The sequence below is a fragment of the Microcystis aeruginosa NIES-843 genome, from assembly GCF_000010625.1.
Lineage (GTDB): Bacteria > Cyanobacteriota > Cyanobacteriia > Cyanobacteriales > Microcystaceae > Microcystis > Microcystis aeruginosa.
This window is the reverse complement of the sequence record NC_010296.1, coordinates 3,378,495-3,395,980: the sequence shown is the minus strand read 5'-3', so window position 1 is coordinate 3,395,980 and position 17,486 is coordinate 3,378,495. Positions and strand designations below refer to the sequence as shown.

Here is a 17,486-nt window from a genome sequence, read left to right as displayed (position 1 = left end):
CCTTTTCGATTTCCTGTTTCGATAATAATTCTCTTTCGACCCACAAATCAAGACAAATATGGATTTTGATCACCTCTTTGACACTATTGCTACTCTTGTCCTCCATCATTCTCCTAGTGGAATGGAAACGGAAATCGATCGCTTTTTACTAGAACGCTTTCAAGAGTTAGGATTAGAAACATGGCAAGATCAAGCGGGAAATGTCATCGGCAAAATTAGAGGACGAGATTCGACCAAAAAAATGGCTATTACTGGTCATAAAGACGAAATTGGTGCTATTATCAAAGTAATTAATCCCGATGGTACTCTGCAAATTCGCCAACTCGGGGGAGCTTTTCCTTGGATTTACGGAGAGGGAGTGGTGGATATTATCGGTGATAGGGAAACCAGATCGGGGATTCTCTCCTTTGGTTCCCGTCATATTTCCCATCAATCCCCGCAAAAAGTGCAGCAGGAAAACACTCCCGTCACCTGGGAATCCGCATGGATAGAGACGAAATTGACTCCAGAAGAATTAGACGCTTGCGGGGTGCGCGTCGGTAGTCGAGTCGTGGTGGGAAAACACCGAAAACAACCCTTGCGACTAAAAGACTACATTGCCAGTTATACCCTTGATAATAAGGCTTCCGTGGCGATTCTTTTAGCATTAGCGGCCAGAGTAATTAACCCCGCGGTGGATATATATCTGGTTGCCTCAGCTAAGGAGGAGGTAGGAGCATTAGGGGCCTTATTTTTTACCGCAAATAACCGCTTAGATGCTTTAATTGCCCTAGAAATCTGTCCCCTCGCTCCTGAATATCCGATTAAGGATGGCAGCACTCCTGTTTTATTGTCTCAGGATGGTTACGGTATCTATGATGAGGAATTAAATCAAGAATTAAGAATAGCGGCCGAAAAGGCGGGAATACCGCTGCAATTAGCCATTATTAGTGGTTTTGGTAGCGATGCCTCCATCGCCATGAAATTCGGTCATATAGCTAAGGCCGCTTGCTTAGGTTTTCCCACCCAAAACACCCACGGTTATGAAATCGCCCATTTAGGAGCGATAGCTAACTGCATTAGCATATTAGAAGCTTATTGTCAAGTAATTTAGCTATTTTTAGCAAAAAACCAGAGCATCAATAGAACAATAGCGATCGCCAGTCCGCTAAAAACAGTATTTTTATGCTGCTCTAACTGCATGGGTGCGGGGGATTCTTCTTTTTTCTGTTTATTTGTCCCCTTTTTAAATTGCGCTGTACTATCGGGAAGTTTATCTAAATCGGGAATCTTCGTCATCCACTCATCTGGGCGTTTGAGACGGGGAGCTTCGATAATATAAAGCAGACGCTTGGCCTGTTCGCGAATTTGATAGATAGGATGGGTAATAAGTTGCTTACAGATTTCACTAGCTTTCTCCCCCTCTCCCAACCCTTGATGAGCAGAAATTAACCAAATTTGAATCTCACCCCCTTCTCGGGAGCCTAAGGAAATTAAGGCTAAAGCCGCATTTAATTGCTGGACACTAAGACGATATTGTCCACGCTCAAAAGCACTGATTCCAGCTTGATAAAGGTCTTGAAAAGAAAGATTTTCGGCCACGGAGTCAAGATCGAGATAAATAAAATTTTACATAAGTATAGCAAGAGGTAAGAAGCAAGAGGAAACTTTGATCAGTATCAGATGGGTTCTTCGTTACTTGGTATGATTCGATCGGGGGGCATAAATAGACTAAATCCTTATCTGGCAAGAGACTTAATTGATTAGTTCGTTCTAGATGGAAAACAATTGAAAAAAATCGCCAAATGTCTTTCTCTATAAGGGTTTCATCTCTTATAACCCCGTCTATTGCCTAACACAAACAAAAAGAACCTCACTTGATTACTGTTTACTGTTCACTGTTTACTGATCACTGAAAAGCTCCCCACCTCCGCCATTGAGAATGAGAATCTCGGCAAAAATCCGGTACACTTTCTGCTAAACCTGTTCAACCCGCACGGCATGAAAGAGAAGAACTCCCTGTTACTAATTATATTAGCGATCGCCACTACAATAATCAGTCTAGTTTTAGGGATTCTATTTGGCAAAAAAGCGGCCTTGTTAGGAATTTGGGCAGTTCCCGCCATGGTCGCTTCTTTTATCCATCCCCGTCTGGGATTATTGGCCCTAATCATCTATCTTCCCCTGAGTAATACCTTCGCTTTGTCTGTGGTGAGAGTTTTTCAGGTAGTGGGCAACTTTATTGGCATAGAGCCCTCCTATGCTCTCTACAAAATCGCCAAGGATGCCTTTTATTTCGCCGCTTTAGCGGCAATTTTAATTAAAACAAAAACTTTTAAACAATTACGCCCCAAAATCAAGCCTTTTCTCATCACAGCTTTGATTTTACTTGCCAGCAGCTTGATAACTTTTCTTTTTGTCAATCTGCCCCAAGGAGCAATTGCTGTGGGAATTGTGGGATTAAAAATCCTCCTCAGTTATATTCCCCTAGTTCTCTGTGGGTACTATTTAATCGAGCAAAAACGAGATTTATTCATGGTTAACCGAGTTTTAATCGTGATGATCTTAGTCTGTTGCGGTTTAGCTCTAATTCAATACTTCTTACTCGTCCAAGGTATCTGTCCTGATAATGAATTCCTCAATCAACTGGAAGTTCTTGTCCCGAAATCCGACAGCCAATTTTATCCAGATATTACCGACAAAGCCAGCTTGAAAGCTCAATGTTTTGTCGGGGGTTCAGTGTTGTATAATCCCGATCGAGGCTTAATTCGTCTCCCCGGCACATTTTCTGATCCTTGGCAATGGGGTTGGTTCTTAGTATCTAGCAGCGTCATCAGTTACGCAGCCAGTTTTAGTGATCCGCAAAAAAGATGGCGCGTCGCTGGTTGGGTAGCAATGGTTTTAGTCTTCCTTGCGACTCTGGTTTCTGGACAAAGATTACCTCTCTTGCTAGTACCTTTGTTTTACTTAGTTCTTTTTATTGCTACTAGCAAACATAAACAAAAGTTACCATTAAAATTGGGAATCTTGGGGCTGATTTCCCTGCTCGCGGTGACGTTAAATCCCTTTGTTCAGGAAAGAGGGCTAAATTTTATCGATCGCTGGCTATATTCGTCTCCCATTGACTTTGTAGTCAATCAAATCCAGTGGGCCTTAAGATATTTACAGCTTTTTGGTTTTGGTTTAGGCAAAGCCACCAGTGGCGCTCGTCATATAGTGGGAGAAGAGGCGATAAGACTAATTGAGACCTACTACGCTAAACTCCTCTACGAAATCGGTATCGTCGGTTTTATCGCTTTTATGGCACTGGTGACAATTCTCTGTATTCTCACCTTTAAAGCCTATTTAAAAGTAAAAAATGCTGCTTTAAAGCATTGGGGTCTCTGTATCTGGATTTTTATACTTTTTATTAGCTATAACCCCTACTATTATCCTCTCTCCGTCGAGCCTGTTTCTGTTTACTATTGGTTATTCGCTGGAATATTGCTAAAACTGCCGGAAATCAGCGATAAATTGGAAGATGAGGCGATATTTCCCGAAAAAAATGAAGTGGAGAATAAAGGAGATTTTTATCGATAATTAGGGTTTGCTGAATAAATCTAAAAACCTTGTTGGATAAGACTTTTAGACTTGTTTTCCCTCAAAAAGTGCCGACCTTTGGAGTGATTGGGGGGAAAATTCCTGGACTTTTTCCCTGAAAATTAGGTAATTGACCACCTGAAAATCGGTAAAACCCCACACCCCACACCCCACACCCCACACCCTGCCCCTAGGAAAAGCTTTTTCAGCAAACCCTAATTACATTATCTCTCGACTGATAGGAGTTAACCGCAATGACAGCAGAAACCGTTACCTATTCCCTGGAATCTGTCCTTAAGGAAATTAAAGATAGTATTAAAAGTGTTGATCGAAAGCTAGACACCTTCCAGAAAGATCTTGATCAAAAGCTAGACAATCTCGAAAAAAGTTTCGAGCAAAAGCTAGATAATCTCGAAAAAAGTTTCGAGCAAAAGCTAGATAATCTCGAAAAAAGGTTTGATCAAAAGCTAGATAATCTCGAAAAAAGTTTCGAGCAAAAGCTAGATAATCTCGAAAAAAGGTTTGATCAAAAGCTAGAAACTTTACAGAAAAATGTCGAGCAAAAGCTAGACAACCTACAGAAAAATGTCACCGATGTGAAGATAGGACTAGCAACTTTAACAGAGAAAGTCGATAGTATGGATAATCGACTGATCAAGGTGGAAGGAACCCAAAGTAACCAAATTTGGACATTAATAACTCTCTTGAGTGGTTCCTTGATTGCTGTGGGGTTCCGTGCTTTTTTTATGGGCAACAATCCCTAGGCGATCGCTGTAGAGTAACGAGACTTTCTCGCTTGTCCCACCCGACACGCTGCCCCCAGGAAAAACTTTTTCGGCAAGCCCCTGTTTTTTTATACACTTTATTTAAACAGTTTGAGTTATAAGATAACCGGCATGACTCAACTCACACCGCGCCCTAGTGTCTTAATTGTCGATGATTTGCCCAATAATGTGCGGCTATTGTCGATTATGCTCACCGAGAAGGGCTATCAGGTACGCAAAGCGATTAATGGACAGATGGCCCTGAATACAGTGCGATCGCTAATTCCCGACCTGATCCTCCTCGATATTAATATGCCCGATCTCAATGGTTATCAAGTTTGTGAACAGTTAAAAGCTGATGAAAAAACCAGAGAAATTCCCGTGATTTTTATCAGCGCTCTTGATGATGTCTTAGATAAAGTCAAAGCTTTTCAAGTGGGAGGTGTTGATTATATTTCTAAACCTTTTCAAGGGGAAGAAGTGATGGCACGCATCGAAAATCAATTAACTATTTCTCGTCAAAAAAAACAACTACAAAACGAAATTAAAGAACGTCAAAAAACTGAGGAAACTTTAGAAATTTATCTTCATGCTGTCTCTCACGATCTCCGCAATCCCGTGATCGGGATGTCAATGATCTTAAATAATTTAATTAAAAATTCTCAGGGAGAAACTAAAGAAGTATCCCGGAAGATTTTACAACAGATGGCCAACAGTTGCGATCGACAATTAACTTTAATTGATTCTCTCGTCGAAACCCGACAAAATGATCTTTGGGGAGTTTCCCTAGAACTAAAGCCTTTATCTCTCTACGAAATCGGTCAACAAATCGGTCAGGAATGGGAGTTAAGATTAAAGGAAAATCAAGCAACTTTAATTAATAATTTTTCCCCCGATTTACCCTTAGTTAATGCCGATGCTCACCATCTCTGGCGAGTTTTTGAGAATTTATTAGCCAATGCTCTTAAACACAATCCCCAAGGAATAATTATCACTTTATCCGCTAGACTAGAGGGCAATTATCTCCGGTGTACTATTGCCGATAATGGGGTGGGAATTAGCGAAACCCAGAGAAAACAATTATTTGATCGCTATCAACGAGGCAATAATAATAATCAGATTAGTTTAGGACTAGGTTTATATCTATGTCGTCAAATTATCCATGCTCACGGAGGCGAAATTGGCATTATGAATAATGACGAAAAAGGTTCACAATTTTGGTTTACTTTGCCCTACTAAGCTGTTGACTAAGTAGGTAGATGTTAAAAACTTTCAGACACCCCCCTTATCAAGGGGGGATTAAGGGGGTATCTATCTTCAATTTAATTATAACCAGCTACTTATCTACATTACTCGTTAAGACTGTCTATGAGCAGGAAGAGCCAGTTTAAACATTTGTTTTTTCCTGTTACCGGGGAAAGAAACGGCTAAGATCTATCTAGATCAACTATCTTGACTTGCCATGGCCGCTAATGCCGACTATTCTGCCCATTCTAGCCTTAACTTGCAACAACCTTGGCATACCTATCCGGTGGAAACCACCCTATCTATCCTCGGTAGTTCGGCTGTTAATGGCCTCAATAGAGAGCAAATCGCCCAAAGAATTAAATATTATGGCAAAAATGAACTACAAGAACGTCCAGGGCGCAGTAATTGGCAAATTCTCCTGGATCAGTTTACCAATATTATGCTCCTCCTCTTAATTGCCGTGGCCATAATTTCCGGAGGACTAGATTTACTGGCATTACAGCGCGGTCATCTGGCTAAAATTGGTGTTCCCTTCAAAGATACGATCGCTATTTTAACAATTGTCATCCTCAATGGCATCCTCGGCTATCTGCAAGAAAGTCGCGCCGAAAAAGCTCTGGCCGCTTTAAAAAAACTCTCCTCTCCCCAAGTTAATGTTATTCGCGAGGGTCAACGCAGAGAAATAGATGCGGTTAATCTTGTCCCCGGGGACATCATGCTGATTGAAGCGGGAACCCAAATCAGCGCCGACGGCCAAATTATCGAAGCTTTTAACCTGCAAATTCGCGAATCGGCCTTGACAGGAGAGGCAAATAGTGTTAATAAATCCGCCTCCATTGACCCCTTAGACAGGGATACTCCCCTTGGCGATCGCTTAAATTTTGTCTTTACCGGAACAGAGGTACTGCAAGGCCGGGCCAAGGTCATCGTTACCAATACGGGGATGACAACGGAATTAGGCAAAATCGCTCAAATGTTAGCAACAGTCGGCAATGAACCCACTCCTCTCCAAAAAAGAATGACTCACTTGGGTAATGTCCTTGTTGCTGGTTCTCTCATTCTAGTTGCCCTGACTATTACCATCGGCCTGATCAATGCCGGTTGGTCGGCCCTAGAGGAATTGGTCGAAGTTTCCCTTAGTATGGCAGTAGCCGTCGTTCCCGAAGGATTACCCGCAGTTATCACCCTGACTCTCGCCCTAGGTACCCAACGCATGGTCAAACGTCAGGCCTTGATTCGTAAACTGCCGGCAGTAGAAACCCTTGGTTCCGTTAATGTGATCTGTTCCGACAAAACTGGGACGCTAACGGAAAATAAAATGACCGTGCGGGAGATAGAGACAATTAATCGCAATTTTTCGGTGACAGGGGAAGGATATAGCCCAAAAGGACAATTTTTAGACTCCGAGCAACGGGCGATCGATCCCAAAACCGATCTAGAATTACATCATCTTTTAATTGCCAGTATCCTCTGCAACGATGCCAGTTTAGACCTCGATAACGGTCACGATAGCATTTTAGGCGATCCCACGGAAGGAGCCTTATTAGTTTTAGGGGCGAAAGCGGGCTTAAATTTATCCCTAACCAAGCAAGAGTTCCCTAGAATCGCTGAAATCCCCTTTTCTTCTCAAAGAAAGCGAATGTCGGTCATTTGTCAAGGAGTCAATCCCGTACTATTTACCAAAGGTTCCCCGGAATTAATCCTTGAACAGTGTCTCTCCTATCAATCGGGATTAGAAAGTCTTCCTTTTGGGGATGGGGAAAAAGAAAAAGTCTTAGTCGCTAACAATGCTATGGCTAACAGGGGTTTGCGAGTCTTAGGATTAGCGTATAAAAACCTGATTTATCCGCCAGAATCAACTGAAATCAGCGAAGATGCCCTAATTTGGTTAGGAATGGTCGGTATGATCGACGCAGCGCGACCGGAGGTACAAATCGCCGTGGCTAGGTGTCGAGAAGCGGGAATCCGTCCAATCATGATCACCGGCGATCATCAATTAACCGCTCTAGCGGTGGCTAAAAGTCTTGGTATTGCCCAAGCAGGAGCTTTAGTCATCTCAGGGCGAGAATTAGATAAATTATCACCAATTCAGCTAGAAAACATCATTGACAAAACTAACATCTATGCCCGTGTCTCCCCCGAACATAAATTAACCATTGTCCGCGCCTTGCAAAAAAAGGGTAAATTTGTTGCTATGACCGGAGATGGGGTGAATGATGCTCCGGCCCTGAAACAAGCAGATATCGGCATTGCCATGGGAATCGCTGGCACCGATGTCACCAAAGAGGCTAGTGATATGATTCTCCTTGATGATAATTTTGCCACTATCGTCGCTGCCACGGAAGAAGGGCGAGTGGTTTATAACAATATTCGCAGTTTTATTAAATATATTCTCGGCAGTAATATCGGGGAAGTGATTACTATCGCTGCTTCGCCTCTTTTGGGTTTAGCTACTCCTCTCACTCCCCTACAAATTCTCTGGATGAATTTAGTTACTGATGGTTTACCTGCTTTAGCTTTGGCAGTGGAACCCGCTTCTCCCAATATTATGCGTCGCCCTCCTTTTAGTCCCCAAGAAAGTATTTTTGCTCGCGGTTTGGGCAGTTATATCGTGAGAATTGGGATTATTTTTTCGATTATTAATATCACTCAAATGTTAATCGCTGTGCGCTTGGATCCGCTTTTTGGTAATACTGGTTCATGGAAAACTATGGTTTTTACTACTCTCTGTTTAGCTCAGATGGGTCATGCCATTTCCGTGCGATCGAGCGATAATCTTACCATAGAAATGAATCCTTTGACTAATCCCTATCTCTGGGTAGCAGTAACCCTGACGACAATTTTTCAACTGATGTTAATCTATGTTCCTGCCCTGCGGGATTTTTTCGGCACTCAATTTTTAACTAAAGAAGAATTATTAATCTGTTTGGGATTTAGTACCTTATTATTCGTTTGGGTGGAGTTAGAAAAATTATTTACCCGTTGGTATCATCGGCGATAATCAGGGAGTTTTTTTCATTGTTCAGTAAACAGTGAATTGAAAACTCAAATCTGATAACTGATAAACCCCATCCACAGGGAAAACCGTAGTTTGGCTTTTTCAGCTACGATCCTTATATAGGGTTTGCGGCAAAAAGTACGGGCGAAGCATTCGGATAGAAAATCTACGGTTTCATCGATAGGTTATTGCCCGAATGCTTCGCCCCTACAGGACGCGGGCCGATGAAGACGCAAGGTTTTGAAGCACGATTCTCTCAAAATCTTGCACCTGTTTCCAGAGAAAAGCCAGAAAGCCCCTACCTTGCCTACATTTCACATTTATTCAGCAAATCCTACATAGTAATAATTTTAAGGTTTAGTGCCTTGGCCGTGAAATTCCAGTTCTCTAGCTGATTGCGATTTGGCTTACTATTAAAAATTGTTTTGATCTAAGATTGAATCAGCAATATTTTATTGGGAGTATCAAACAATGGAACCAGTTTCTCTGATTATCGCCGCCTTGACTGCCGGTGCGGTTGCTGCGGCTAAAGATACGGCGGAAAAAGGCGTTAAAGATACATATCAAGGTTTGAAAACCTTGATTAAGCGTAAGTTTGCTAATGATGCTTTAGCACAGGCAATGGTAGAGGCAAAACCAGAGGATATCAAGAAAGCTGAAGGTTTGTTAAAAGATAAAATTGTCGAAGCGGGGGTTGATAAAGATAATGAAATCACTAAATTAGCCCAAGATTTACTAGACAAGCTCCAAGAACAACCCGGTGGACAACAAATTATCACCCAAAATATCAGTAATGTTAAATATGCTGCTACCTCTGGCACGGGTAATGCTAGTATTAGCGGCATCACCGAGCATGGCACATCTAAGGATGACTGAGACTGTATTTTAATTAATCAGGATGGTTGATATGTCAGAACCAAGCGAAATTCAACAAAATATTACAGAAGCTCAATATGCTGCTACCTCTGGGACTGGCAATGCAACCATCACGATTACCAATTACTATTATCGAGAAGAAGCAAGAATAGCCCCTGCTGATTCTGCCGATGTTGCCGATGATAAACTGCCCTGTCCCTATCGTGGCTTGTTTCATTTTGGGCCAGGAGATGCAGAATACTTTTTTGGGCGCAAAAGCTTTATTAAAACCCTATTTCAGGCAACCCAAACCCGTAATTTTATCCCCCTATTAGGTGCGTCGGGAAGTGGTAAATCCTCGGTGGTTTTTGCGGGATTAGTCCCTAAATTGCAACAAGAAGGTCACTGGCAGTTTACCCATTTTCGTCCCGGTTCTGACCCTTTTCATGCCCTAGCTTTGGCATTAGTTCCCCTTTATACAACTAATTTAAATGAGACAGACTGCCTCGCCCAAGCGCGTCAGTTAGCCAATTATTTGCGTGATGGCGACATTCCTTTAGCTGATGTTTTTGCCCAAATCCAACACAATTATCCCAGTGAACGGGTACTGCTAATTGCCGACCAATTTGAGGAACTTTATACCCTCTGTCCTGATGAAACAATCCGCCGTAATTTTCTCGATAAATTAACTACATTCCCCTTTGAAAGGGTAGGAATGGTGTTGGTATTAACTATGCGGGCGGATTTCTTGGGGAATGCTCTTTCCTATCGTCCCTTTGCCGATGTCTTACAAAATACTGATTTGAAATTGGGGCCGATGAACCGAGAAGAACTCACAGAAGTTATTGAAAAACCGGCGCAAAAATTGGGGGTGACATTTGAAGCGGGACTGGTGGAGCGCATCCTCGATGATGTGGAGAGTGAGCCGGGGAATTTGCCATTACTAGAGTTTGCCTTAACGGAATTGTGGCAGCGGCGACAGGGCCAACAGTTAACCCATCTGGCATATACAGAAATTGGCCAAGTGCAGGGTGCTTTGGCCCGCCATGCCAATGAAGAATATGACAAGCTGAGTGAGGCGCAACGGGAACAGATGCGGCGCATTTTCATCCAATTGGTGCGCCCAGGAGAAGGCACAGAAGATACGCGGCGGCTGGCGACAAAAGCGGAATTGGGGGCGGTAAATTGGGCGCTGGTGAAACAATTGGCGGATGCGCGTTTAGTTGTCACCAGTCGCAGTGAAGAGGCACAGGTGGAGACGGTGGAAGTGGTGCATGAAGCACTGATTCGCAATTGGGGGGAATTGCGGGGCTGGATGGATACAGACAGGGTTTTTCGCGCTTGGCAAGAGCGTTTGCGGGGGGCGATGGGGCAATGGCAGAAGACGCAAGGGGATGAAGGCTCATGGTTGCGCGGGGCGGCGTTGGCAGAGGCAGAAGAACAATTGAGGCAACGCCCAGAAGATATCAGCCAAAGTGAACAGGATTTTATCAGGCAGAGTCTCCAGGAGCGAGAACGGATAAAACAAGCCGAAGCAGCCCGCAGGCGGCGCGAAATTAGAACCGCTTGGGGGATTGCGGCGGGTTCCTTGGTGGCGGTGGTGGTTAGTACGGGATTGGGTTTGATGGCTTGGAAACAAACACAACAAGCGGAACTCAATCTGGCAAATGCTCGCGGGTTTTCTTCCTTGTCTTTGTTTGATAGAGGAAAAGAATTAGATGCTTTCGTTGAAGCAATTAAGGCAGGAAAAACTCTACAAAAGCAGCAGGCATCCGACAAGGAGGTGATGAATGCCTTACAGGAACTTCTCAACCGGAAAAGTGAACGCAATCGCTTAGAAGGGCATGGTAGCTATGTCCATAGCGTTAATTTTAGTCGTGACGGCAAGACTTTGGTGAGCGGTAGTGATGACAAAACTATCAAACTCTGGAATGTAGAAACAGGCCAAGAAATCCGTACCCTCAAGGGGCATGGTGGCCCTGTCTATAGCGTTAATTTTAGTCGTGACGGCAAGACTTTGGTGAGCGGTAGTGATGACAAAACTATCAAACTCTGGAATGTAGAAACAGGCCAAGAAATCCGTACCCTCAAGGGGCATGGTGGCACTGTCTATAGCGTTAATTTTAGTCGTGACGGCAAGACTTTGGTGAGCGGTAGTGATGACAAAACTATCAAACTCTGGGATGTAGAAAAACCCCAAGAAATCCGCACCCTCAAGGTGCATGAAGGCCCTGTCTATAGCGTTAATTTTAGTCGCAACGGCAAGACTTTGGTGAGCGGTAGTGGTGACAAGACTATCAAACTCTGGAATGTAGAAACAGGCCAAGAAATCCGTACCCTCAAGGGGCATGGTGGCCCTGTCTATAGCGTTAATTTTAGTCACGACGGTAAGACTTTGGTGAGCGGTAGTGGTGACAAGACTATCAAACTCTGGAATGTAGAAAAACCCCAAGAAATCCGCACCCTCAAGGGGCATAATAGCCGTGTCAGAAGCGTTAATTTTAGTCGCGACGGCAAGACTTTGGTGAGCGGTAGTTGGGACAACACCATCAAACTCTGGAATGAGTCAACAGGCCAAGAAATCCTCACCCTCAAGGGGCATGAAGGCCCTGTCTGGAGCGTTAATTTTAGTCCTGACGAGGGCAAGACTTTGGTGAGCGGTAGTGATGACGGGACTATCAAACTCTGGAATGTAGAAATAGTCCAAACCCTCAAGGGGCATGATGACCTTGTCAATAGCGTTGAGTTTAATCCTGACGAGGGCAAGACTTTGGTGAGCGGTAGTGATGACGGGACTATCAAGCTCTGGGATGTAAAAACAGGCGAAGAAATCCGCACCCTCCATGGGCATGATTACCCTGTCAGAAGCGTTAATTTTAGTCGCGACGGCAAGACTTTGGTGAGCGGTAGTGATGACAAGACTATCATACTCTGGGATGTAAAAACAGGCAAAAAAATCCACACCCTCAAGGGGCATGGTGGCCTTGTCAGAAGCGTTAATTTTAGTCCCAACGGCGAGACTTTGGTGAGCGGTAGTTGGGACGGTACTATCAAACTCTGGAATGTAAAAACAGGCAAGGAAATCCCCACCTTCCATGGCTTCCAGGGGCATGATGGCCGTGTCAGAAGCGTTAATTTTAGTCCCGACGGCAAGACTTTGGTGAGCGGTAGTGATAACAAGACTATCACACTCTGGAATGTAGAGACAGGCGAAGAAATCCACACCTTCGAGGGGCATCATGACCGTGTCAGAAGCGTTAATTTTAGTCCCAACGGCGAGACTTTGGTGAGCGGTAGTTATGATAAGACTATCAAACTCTGGGATGTAGAAAAACGCCAAGAAATCCACACCTTCAAGGGGCATGATGGTCCTGTCAGAAGCGTTAATTTTAGTCCTAACGGCAAGACTTTGGTGAGCGGTAGTGATGACAAAACTATCAAACTCTGGAATGTAGAAAAACGCCAAGAAATCCGTACCCTCCATGGGCATAATAGCCGTGTCAGAAGCGTTAATTTTAGTCCCAACGGCAAGACTTTGGTGAGCGGTAGTTGGGACAACACTATCAAACTCTGGAAGGTAGAAACAGACTCGAATTTATTGAATTTAGATGCTTTAATGGGGCGTAGTTGCGATTGGGTGCGGGTTTATTTGCACAATCCTAATTCTGATGTTAGGGAGGAGGATAGGGGTTTGTGTGATGGGATTGGTACAAAAAATTATCGGACTAAGAAGATTTGGTCATGACTTTCACGAAAGAATAGAGCTAACCAGCTAGGGTAAAATTAGGGTTTCGGCTTATCCTCAACTCAGGTTAACTAGGAATAGGCCGATTTATCTTGCTAAGGCTATATTTTGAGCAACTTTTGTCAACTTAGCCACAAACAGAAACATCAATCGTAGGGTGCGTTAGCCAAAGCGTAACGCACCCATTTAATAATTAAGTTGGTGCGTGGGGTGCGGATTATTAATTGGTTTTTTCTCAGAGATTATCGCCGCAAACACGCACCCTACAAGAATTTATAAAACTAAAATCAACACAGATAAATGTATTAGTCATGATTTTCTCTATCACAATTTCTTCCATCAATTGCCGATCTCTTTCTTCTCTCAACCGCTTGGATAACCGAGAAATAACCCGTTTAAAGTCATATCCCCCCGTAAGCAAAACTAGCTCGACTTTTGTGCTTTTCTAAGCATACTGCCTAGTCAGGTTAAATAAAACTAAAGCTATTGAGAGAGAAATAAAAATCTACACTTCAACCAAATGAACCCAACTTAGAGAAGATTTAACGCTGTTAAATAAGCGTTTATCGCTAGTGTATAAATTTGCTTGAAATCGTTGAGCTAATACTAGATAATGGGCATCATAAGTAGCAGGAAGATTCAAGGTTTGCGAAATTTCTATTGCTTGGTAATGGAGGTAATGATCTCCATGAAACTGAATGGGTAAATCTAAGACTTCTGTAAGGAGGGTTTGCGCTTCCGTCTCCAAAATTTGACCAGCTTTTTTCAGACGATAAAATACGTTAGTGACTTCGTAACATAATAAAGTTGGTGCAATCACTAAATTTTCCTCGGTCATCCATTTTTGCCAGAGTTGACTGTACATTGTTACAGAAGGTTCAACCGTTGTTAAACGAACTATAAAACTAGAATCAACACAGATAAATGTATTAGTCATTATTTTCTCTATTCACTCACAATTTCTTCCATCAATTGCCGATCTCTTTCTTCTCTCATTTGATGAATAATTTCAGTAACATCGGTTTTAAATGGGTTTCCCTGACGACGTTCATAAATGGCTTTTCGAGTTGCGTCAATTCGTTCTAATGCAATTTCCCAAGAGGGGTGATCTTTGAGTTTTTTTCCTAACAATTCTTGTTCTTCTAGGGACAAGGATTTAATTGCCTTAACTAGAGATTCCACGAGTTGAATATTCATTTTTTTACATCTTTGACTAAAATTATCGGTGTTTATGAAGAGTTATTATAGCCTAGCCTTTGAATTATAACAAAGAGACGCAAACTCCGTCACTTACGTCCCCAATTTATCATCAATCAAAGTTTACCGCTTGGATAACCGAGAAATAACCGGTTTAAAGTCATATCATCCTGTAAGGAAAACTAGCCCGACTTTTTTAACAATTGTCGGCAAAATTTTGCTTGCTTTTTTCACGGCTTTTTGCCATAATATTTTTATAAGACTTTATATATAATGGAGTGTTGGAGTCTATTGAAAAATGCACGGATTCCCATTATAAGAAAAGTATAACCGAAGCCGCCGCCCAAGTCAAGGGATTACTCCTCTTTTTTTTGAGAAGTTTTCAAAGAAAAAAAATCAAAGAGGCTTGCTTTTTTCAGGGCTTTTTGCCATAATATTTTTATAAGACTTTATATATAATGGAGTGTTGGAGTCTATTGAAAAATGCACGGATTCCCATTATAAGAAAAGTATAACCGAAGCCGCCGCCCAAGTCAAGGGATTACTCCTTTTTTTTTGAGAAGTTTTCAAAGAAAAAAAATCAAAGAAGCAGCCGGAGATATTCGGTTTTTCTTCACTATTTGGGCGAAAAAACCCTTTTAGGATGCCTATAATAGGAGAGAGAAAGGGTTAAAAACTAAAAAAAAATGGCGGAGAGAGTCCAGAAAATCCTTGCCCAGTGGGGAATTGCCTCCCGAAGAAGGGCGGAGGAGATGATCGTAGCCGGCCGGGTGAGACGGAATGGCAAAATCGTGCAGTTAGGAGAAAAAGCCGACCCCGAAAAAGATCACCTAGAAATAGACGGAAAAAAAATTGAACCGGCCAATCGTCCCAAAAGATTGTATATACTGGTCAACAAACCCATTGGTGTGGTTTCTACCTGTAGGGATCCACAAAACCGGCCGACAGTAATCGACCTTTTGCCCGACTCCCTCGCCAGCGAGACGGGGTTACATCCCGTAGGAAGGTTGGACATCAACACCACTGGGGCTTTACTCCTCACCAACGACGGTCAACTCACCCTCACCCTCACCCATCCCCGTTATCATTTGCCCAAAACCTATCGGGTTTGGCTAGATGGTGCGATTGATAGACTTGCTCTCCAGCGTTGGCGAGAAGGTATCCTCTTAGAGGGAAAAAAAACCTTACCCGCACAGGTTGAGATACTCAAGCAAACCGACCAAAAAACCCTACTAGAAGTTATTTTAGTGGAAGGAAGAAATCGGCAGATTCGCTCTGTAGCCGAAGAATTAGGTTATCACGTCCTGAAACTTCATCGCAGTGCTATAGGTCGTATTCAACTAAACTCCGGTAATAATTCCCCCTTACCCTTGGGTGATTACCGTTTTTTAACCCTTGATGAACTGAAATATTTAAAGAACCAGATTAACTAAGCTGAAAGTCAGCCCCTAATAGCGATATGTTTCGCCTTCTCCAATCACAACTCGACCCCCAGCATAAACAGCGCACCAAATTACTGGAAATCGGCGTTTATTTGCAAAAAAATCGCCTAGAACAGTCCCTTTCTCTCGAGGAAATTGCCCAGAAAACCTTAATCCCGCGCCATCGTCTAGAAGCGCTGGAAGCGGGGGATTTGGAGTCATTGCCCGAACCGATTTATATTCGTTGGTTAATCAAACAATTTGCCGATAGTCTGTCCCTGGATGGTGAGACGATTAGCCGACGTTTTCCCACCAAGGTCAATAACTTTTTCAGGGGAACAAAACCATCTTTATCGCTGCCGAGTCTTCAAATTCGCCCGATTCATCTCTATTTTCTCTATTTAATCTTAGTTATTGGTTCCGTACAAACCCTATCCCACGTCCTGCAAAAATCGGTACTGCAATCGAATCGCTTACCGCCGCCTTCCTTGCCACAACAGCAAATTGTCCAACCGAAAAGCAATCCCCTTCAACCGGTAGCCAACAAAACCAGCAATAATCAGCAGCTGGTGGTGGGGGTAAAACTGGAGGATGACTGCTGGCTGCGGGTGGTGGTGGATGGCAAGACAGAATTTGAGGGTGTACTGCCCCAAGGAAGCCATCGCACTTGGCAAGCAAACCGAGAATTAACCGTGAGGGCGGGTAATGCCGGCGGGGTTTACGTTGCCGTTAATAATGCCCATGCTAAACAACTGGGGCAACCGGGCAAGGTCGAGGAAGTCACCTACCGGGCAAATTGAGCTAATTTATGCAAAAGGTTTTTTCACCCCTCGATCGCCTTCAGGGAGGGTTAATCGGGGCATATATTGGGGAATCCTTGCATAATCAGCCCCTAATACCAGCCTTTAACTATGAGGCGACACCGAGGACGACCCTGCTTTTGCAAGCTCTGCAATCTCAGGAGGATTTACCCCTTGCGATCGCAGCCAAGCAGCAGTCGGAATCGGCGTTATTATTTGTGCTGTTGCCGGAGATTTTAACCTGGCCCGACCATGGGGAACGTTGGCAAGCTAGATTAAATTTTTGGCTGAAAAAGGGCTTAATTTCCGAGTTAACCCGACAAGAAGCGATAATTTGGGGAGAGGCTGTAGGTCTGTTATTACGGGGAAAAAGGCCTTTAAATCAGTTAATAGGGCAATTGCTAACTATTAACCCCAAGAATAAGCTATTAGAGCAGATTCAGTCAGCTTTAGGGCAGAATCATCCCTTAGAGTTCATTTTATCGGCTTGGGCGAAAGATAGCTCACCTTTGGGAATTGCGATCGCAGCTTCTCTCTATACCTTTCTGCAAACGACCGAGGATTTCGCAGTTAGCGTGCGTCGCGCTAATTCTAGTCCCTATCAACGGCAATTAACCACCACTTTAGCGGGAATTTGGGCGGGATTGTACAACGGTATCGAGGGGATTCCCCTAGCTTGGCGGCAAAATTTGCCGACAGAGCCAGTTAAACAGCAATTAATGGATAAAGCTGGGGAAATTTATCGAATTTCCCTGGGTATATCTCCTCATCTTGTCCTATCTCCTTATACTGCCGTCGCTTACGGGGGAACAATCCAACCCCGTCCTAGCTTAAAATTGGTCTCTCAAGATAAGTAGGGGTTGCTGAAAAAGTTTTTCCTGGTGTGGGGTGTGGGATGTG

At 43.4% G+C, this 17,486-nt stretch carries 14 protein-coding genes; 10 read left to right on the top strand and 4 right to left on the bottom strand.

Features of this window, described 5'->3' with window-relative positions:
• The first annotated feature begins 58 nt into the window (after positions 1 to 58).
• Positions 59 to 1,093, top strand: coding sequence for a M42 family metallopeptidase (locus MAE_RS16225; protein WP_012266557.1), 1,035 nt, complete (start codon positions 59 to 61; stop codon positions 1,091 to 1,093).
• On the opposite strand, the gene MAE_RS16220 is transcribed toward MAE_RS16225, so the two are convergent.
• Both MAE_RS16220 and MAE_RS35170 read right to left on the bottom strand, forming a co-directional pair.
• Positions 1,090 to 1,581, bottom strand: coding sequence for a hypothetical protein (locus tag MAE_RS16220; protein ID WP_012266556.1), 492 nt, complete (start codon positions 1,579 to 1,581; stop codon positions 1,090 to 1,092). The genes MAE_RS16225 and MAE_RS16220 overlap by 4 nt on opposite strands.
• Positions 1,582 to 1,585: 4 nt before the next feature.
• Positions 1,586 to 1,828 (bottom strand): hypothetical protein, encoded by a 243-nt coding sequence (locus tag MAE_RS35170; protein WP_079209047.1) that lies wholly within the window; start codon positions 1,826 to 1,828, stop codon positions 1,586 to 1,588.
• Between the two features lie 152 nt (positions 1,829 to 1,980).
• On the opposite strand from MAE_RS35170, the gene MAE_RS16215 reads away from it, so the two are divergent.
• From MAE_RS16215 to MAE_RS16190, 6 genes are all read left to right on the top strand, one after another.
• A complete protein-coding gene (locus tag MAE_RS16215; protein ID WP_012266555.1) occupies positions 1,981 to 3,558 on the top strand; it encodes a hypothetical protein in 1,578 nt (525 codons plus the stop codon).
• A gap of 254 nt (positions 3,559 to 3,812) precedes the next feature.
• Positions 3,813 to 4,322 (top strand): DUF4164 family protein, encoded by a 510-nt coding sequence (locus MAE_RS16210; protein ID WP_012266554.1) that lies wholly within the window; start codon positions 3,813 to 3,815, stop codon positions 4,320 to 4,322.
• Between the two features lie 132 nt (positions 4,323 to 4,454).
• Complete coding sequence (locus MAE_RS16205) at positions 4,455 to 5,561, top strand: hybrid sensor histidine kinase/response regulator (protein ID WP_012266553.1); 1,107 nt, start codon at positions 4,455 to 4,457, stop codon at positions 5,559 to 5,561.
• Between the two features lie 223 nt (positions 5,562 to 5,784).
• Positions 5,785 to 8,571: a cation-translocating P-type ATPase gene (locus MAE_RS16200; RefSeq protein WP_012266552.1), complete on the top strand. Its 2,787-nt coding sequence runs from the start codon at positions 5,785 to 5,787 to the stop codon at positions 8,569 to 8,571.
• Between the two features lie 468 nt (positions 8,572 to 9,039).
• The gene (locus MAE_RS16195; protein WP_012266550.1) at positions 9,040 to 9,444 is read left to right on the top strand and encodes a hypothetical protein; all 405 of its coding nucleotides are present in this window, start codon (positions 9,040 to 9,042) and stop codon (positions 9,442 to 9,444) included.
• A 31-nt stretch (positions 9,445 to 9,475) separates the two neighbouring features.
• Positions 9,476 to 13,168: a WD40 repeat domain-containing protein gene (locus MAE_RS16190; RefSeq protein WP_012266549.1), complete on the top strand. Its 3,693-nt coding sequence runs from the start codon at positions 9,476 to 9,478 to the stop codon at positions 13,166 to 13,168.
• A gap of 505 nt (positions 13,169 to 13,673) precedes the next feature.
• On the opposite strand, the gene MAE_RS16185 is transcribed toward MAE_RS16190, so the two are convergent.
• Both MAE_RS16185 and MAE_RS16180 read right to left on the bottom strand, forming a co-directional pair.
• A complete protein-coding gene (locus MAE_RS16185) occupies positions 13,674 to 14,105 on the bottom strand; it encodes a type II toxin-antitoxin system VapC family toxin (protein WP_002803895.1) in 432 nt (143 codons plus the stop codon).
• Positions 14,106 to 14,113: 8 nt separating this feature from the next.
• On the bottom strand, positions 14,114 to 14,365 hold the full coding sequence (locus MAE_RS16180) for a hypothetical protein (RefSeq protein WP_012266546.1): 252 nt from the start codon (positions 14,363 to 14,365) through the stop codon (positions 14,114 to 14,116).
• Positions 14,366 to 15,051: 686 nt separating this feature from the next.
• On the opposite strand from MAE_RS16180, the gene MAE_RS16175 reads away from it, so the two are divergent.
• Genes MAE_RS16175 through MAE_RS16165 form a run of 3 tightly spaced genes read left to right on the top strand, consistent with a single transcriptional unit; the run spans position 15,052 to position 17,443 of the window.
• Positions 15,052 to 15,798 carry a pseudouridine synthase gene (locus tag MAE_RS16175; protein ID WP_012266544.1) on the top strand — a complete coding sequence of 249 codons (747 nt, stop codon included), beginning with the start codon at positions 15,052 to 15,054 and terminating at the stop codon, positions 15,796 to 15,798.
• A 26-nt stretch (positions 15,799 to 15,824) separates the two neighbouring features.
• Entirely contained in the window at positions 15,825 to 16,586 is a 762-nt protein-coding gene (locus tag MAE_RS16170; protein ID WP_012266543.1) for a helix-turn-helix domain-containing protein, read from the top strand.
• Positions 16,587 to 16,594: 8 nt separating this feature from the next.
• Complete coding sequence (locus MAE_RS16165) at positions 16,595 to 17,443, top strand: hypothetical protein (protein ID WP_012266542.1); 849 nt, start codon at positions 16,595 to 16,597, stop codon at positions 17,441 to 17,443.
• Positions 17,444 to 17,486: the final 43 nt, after the last annotated feature.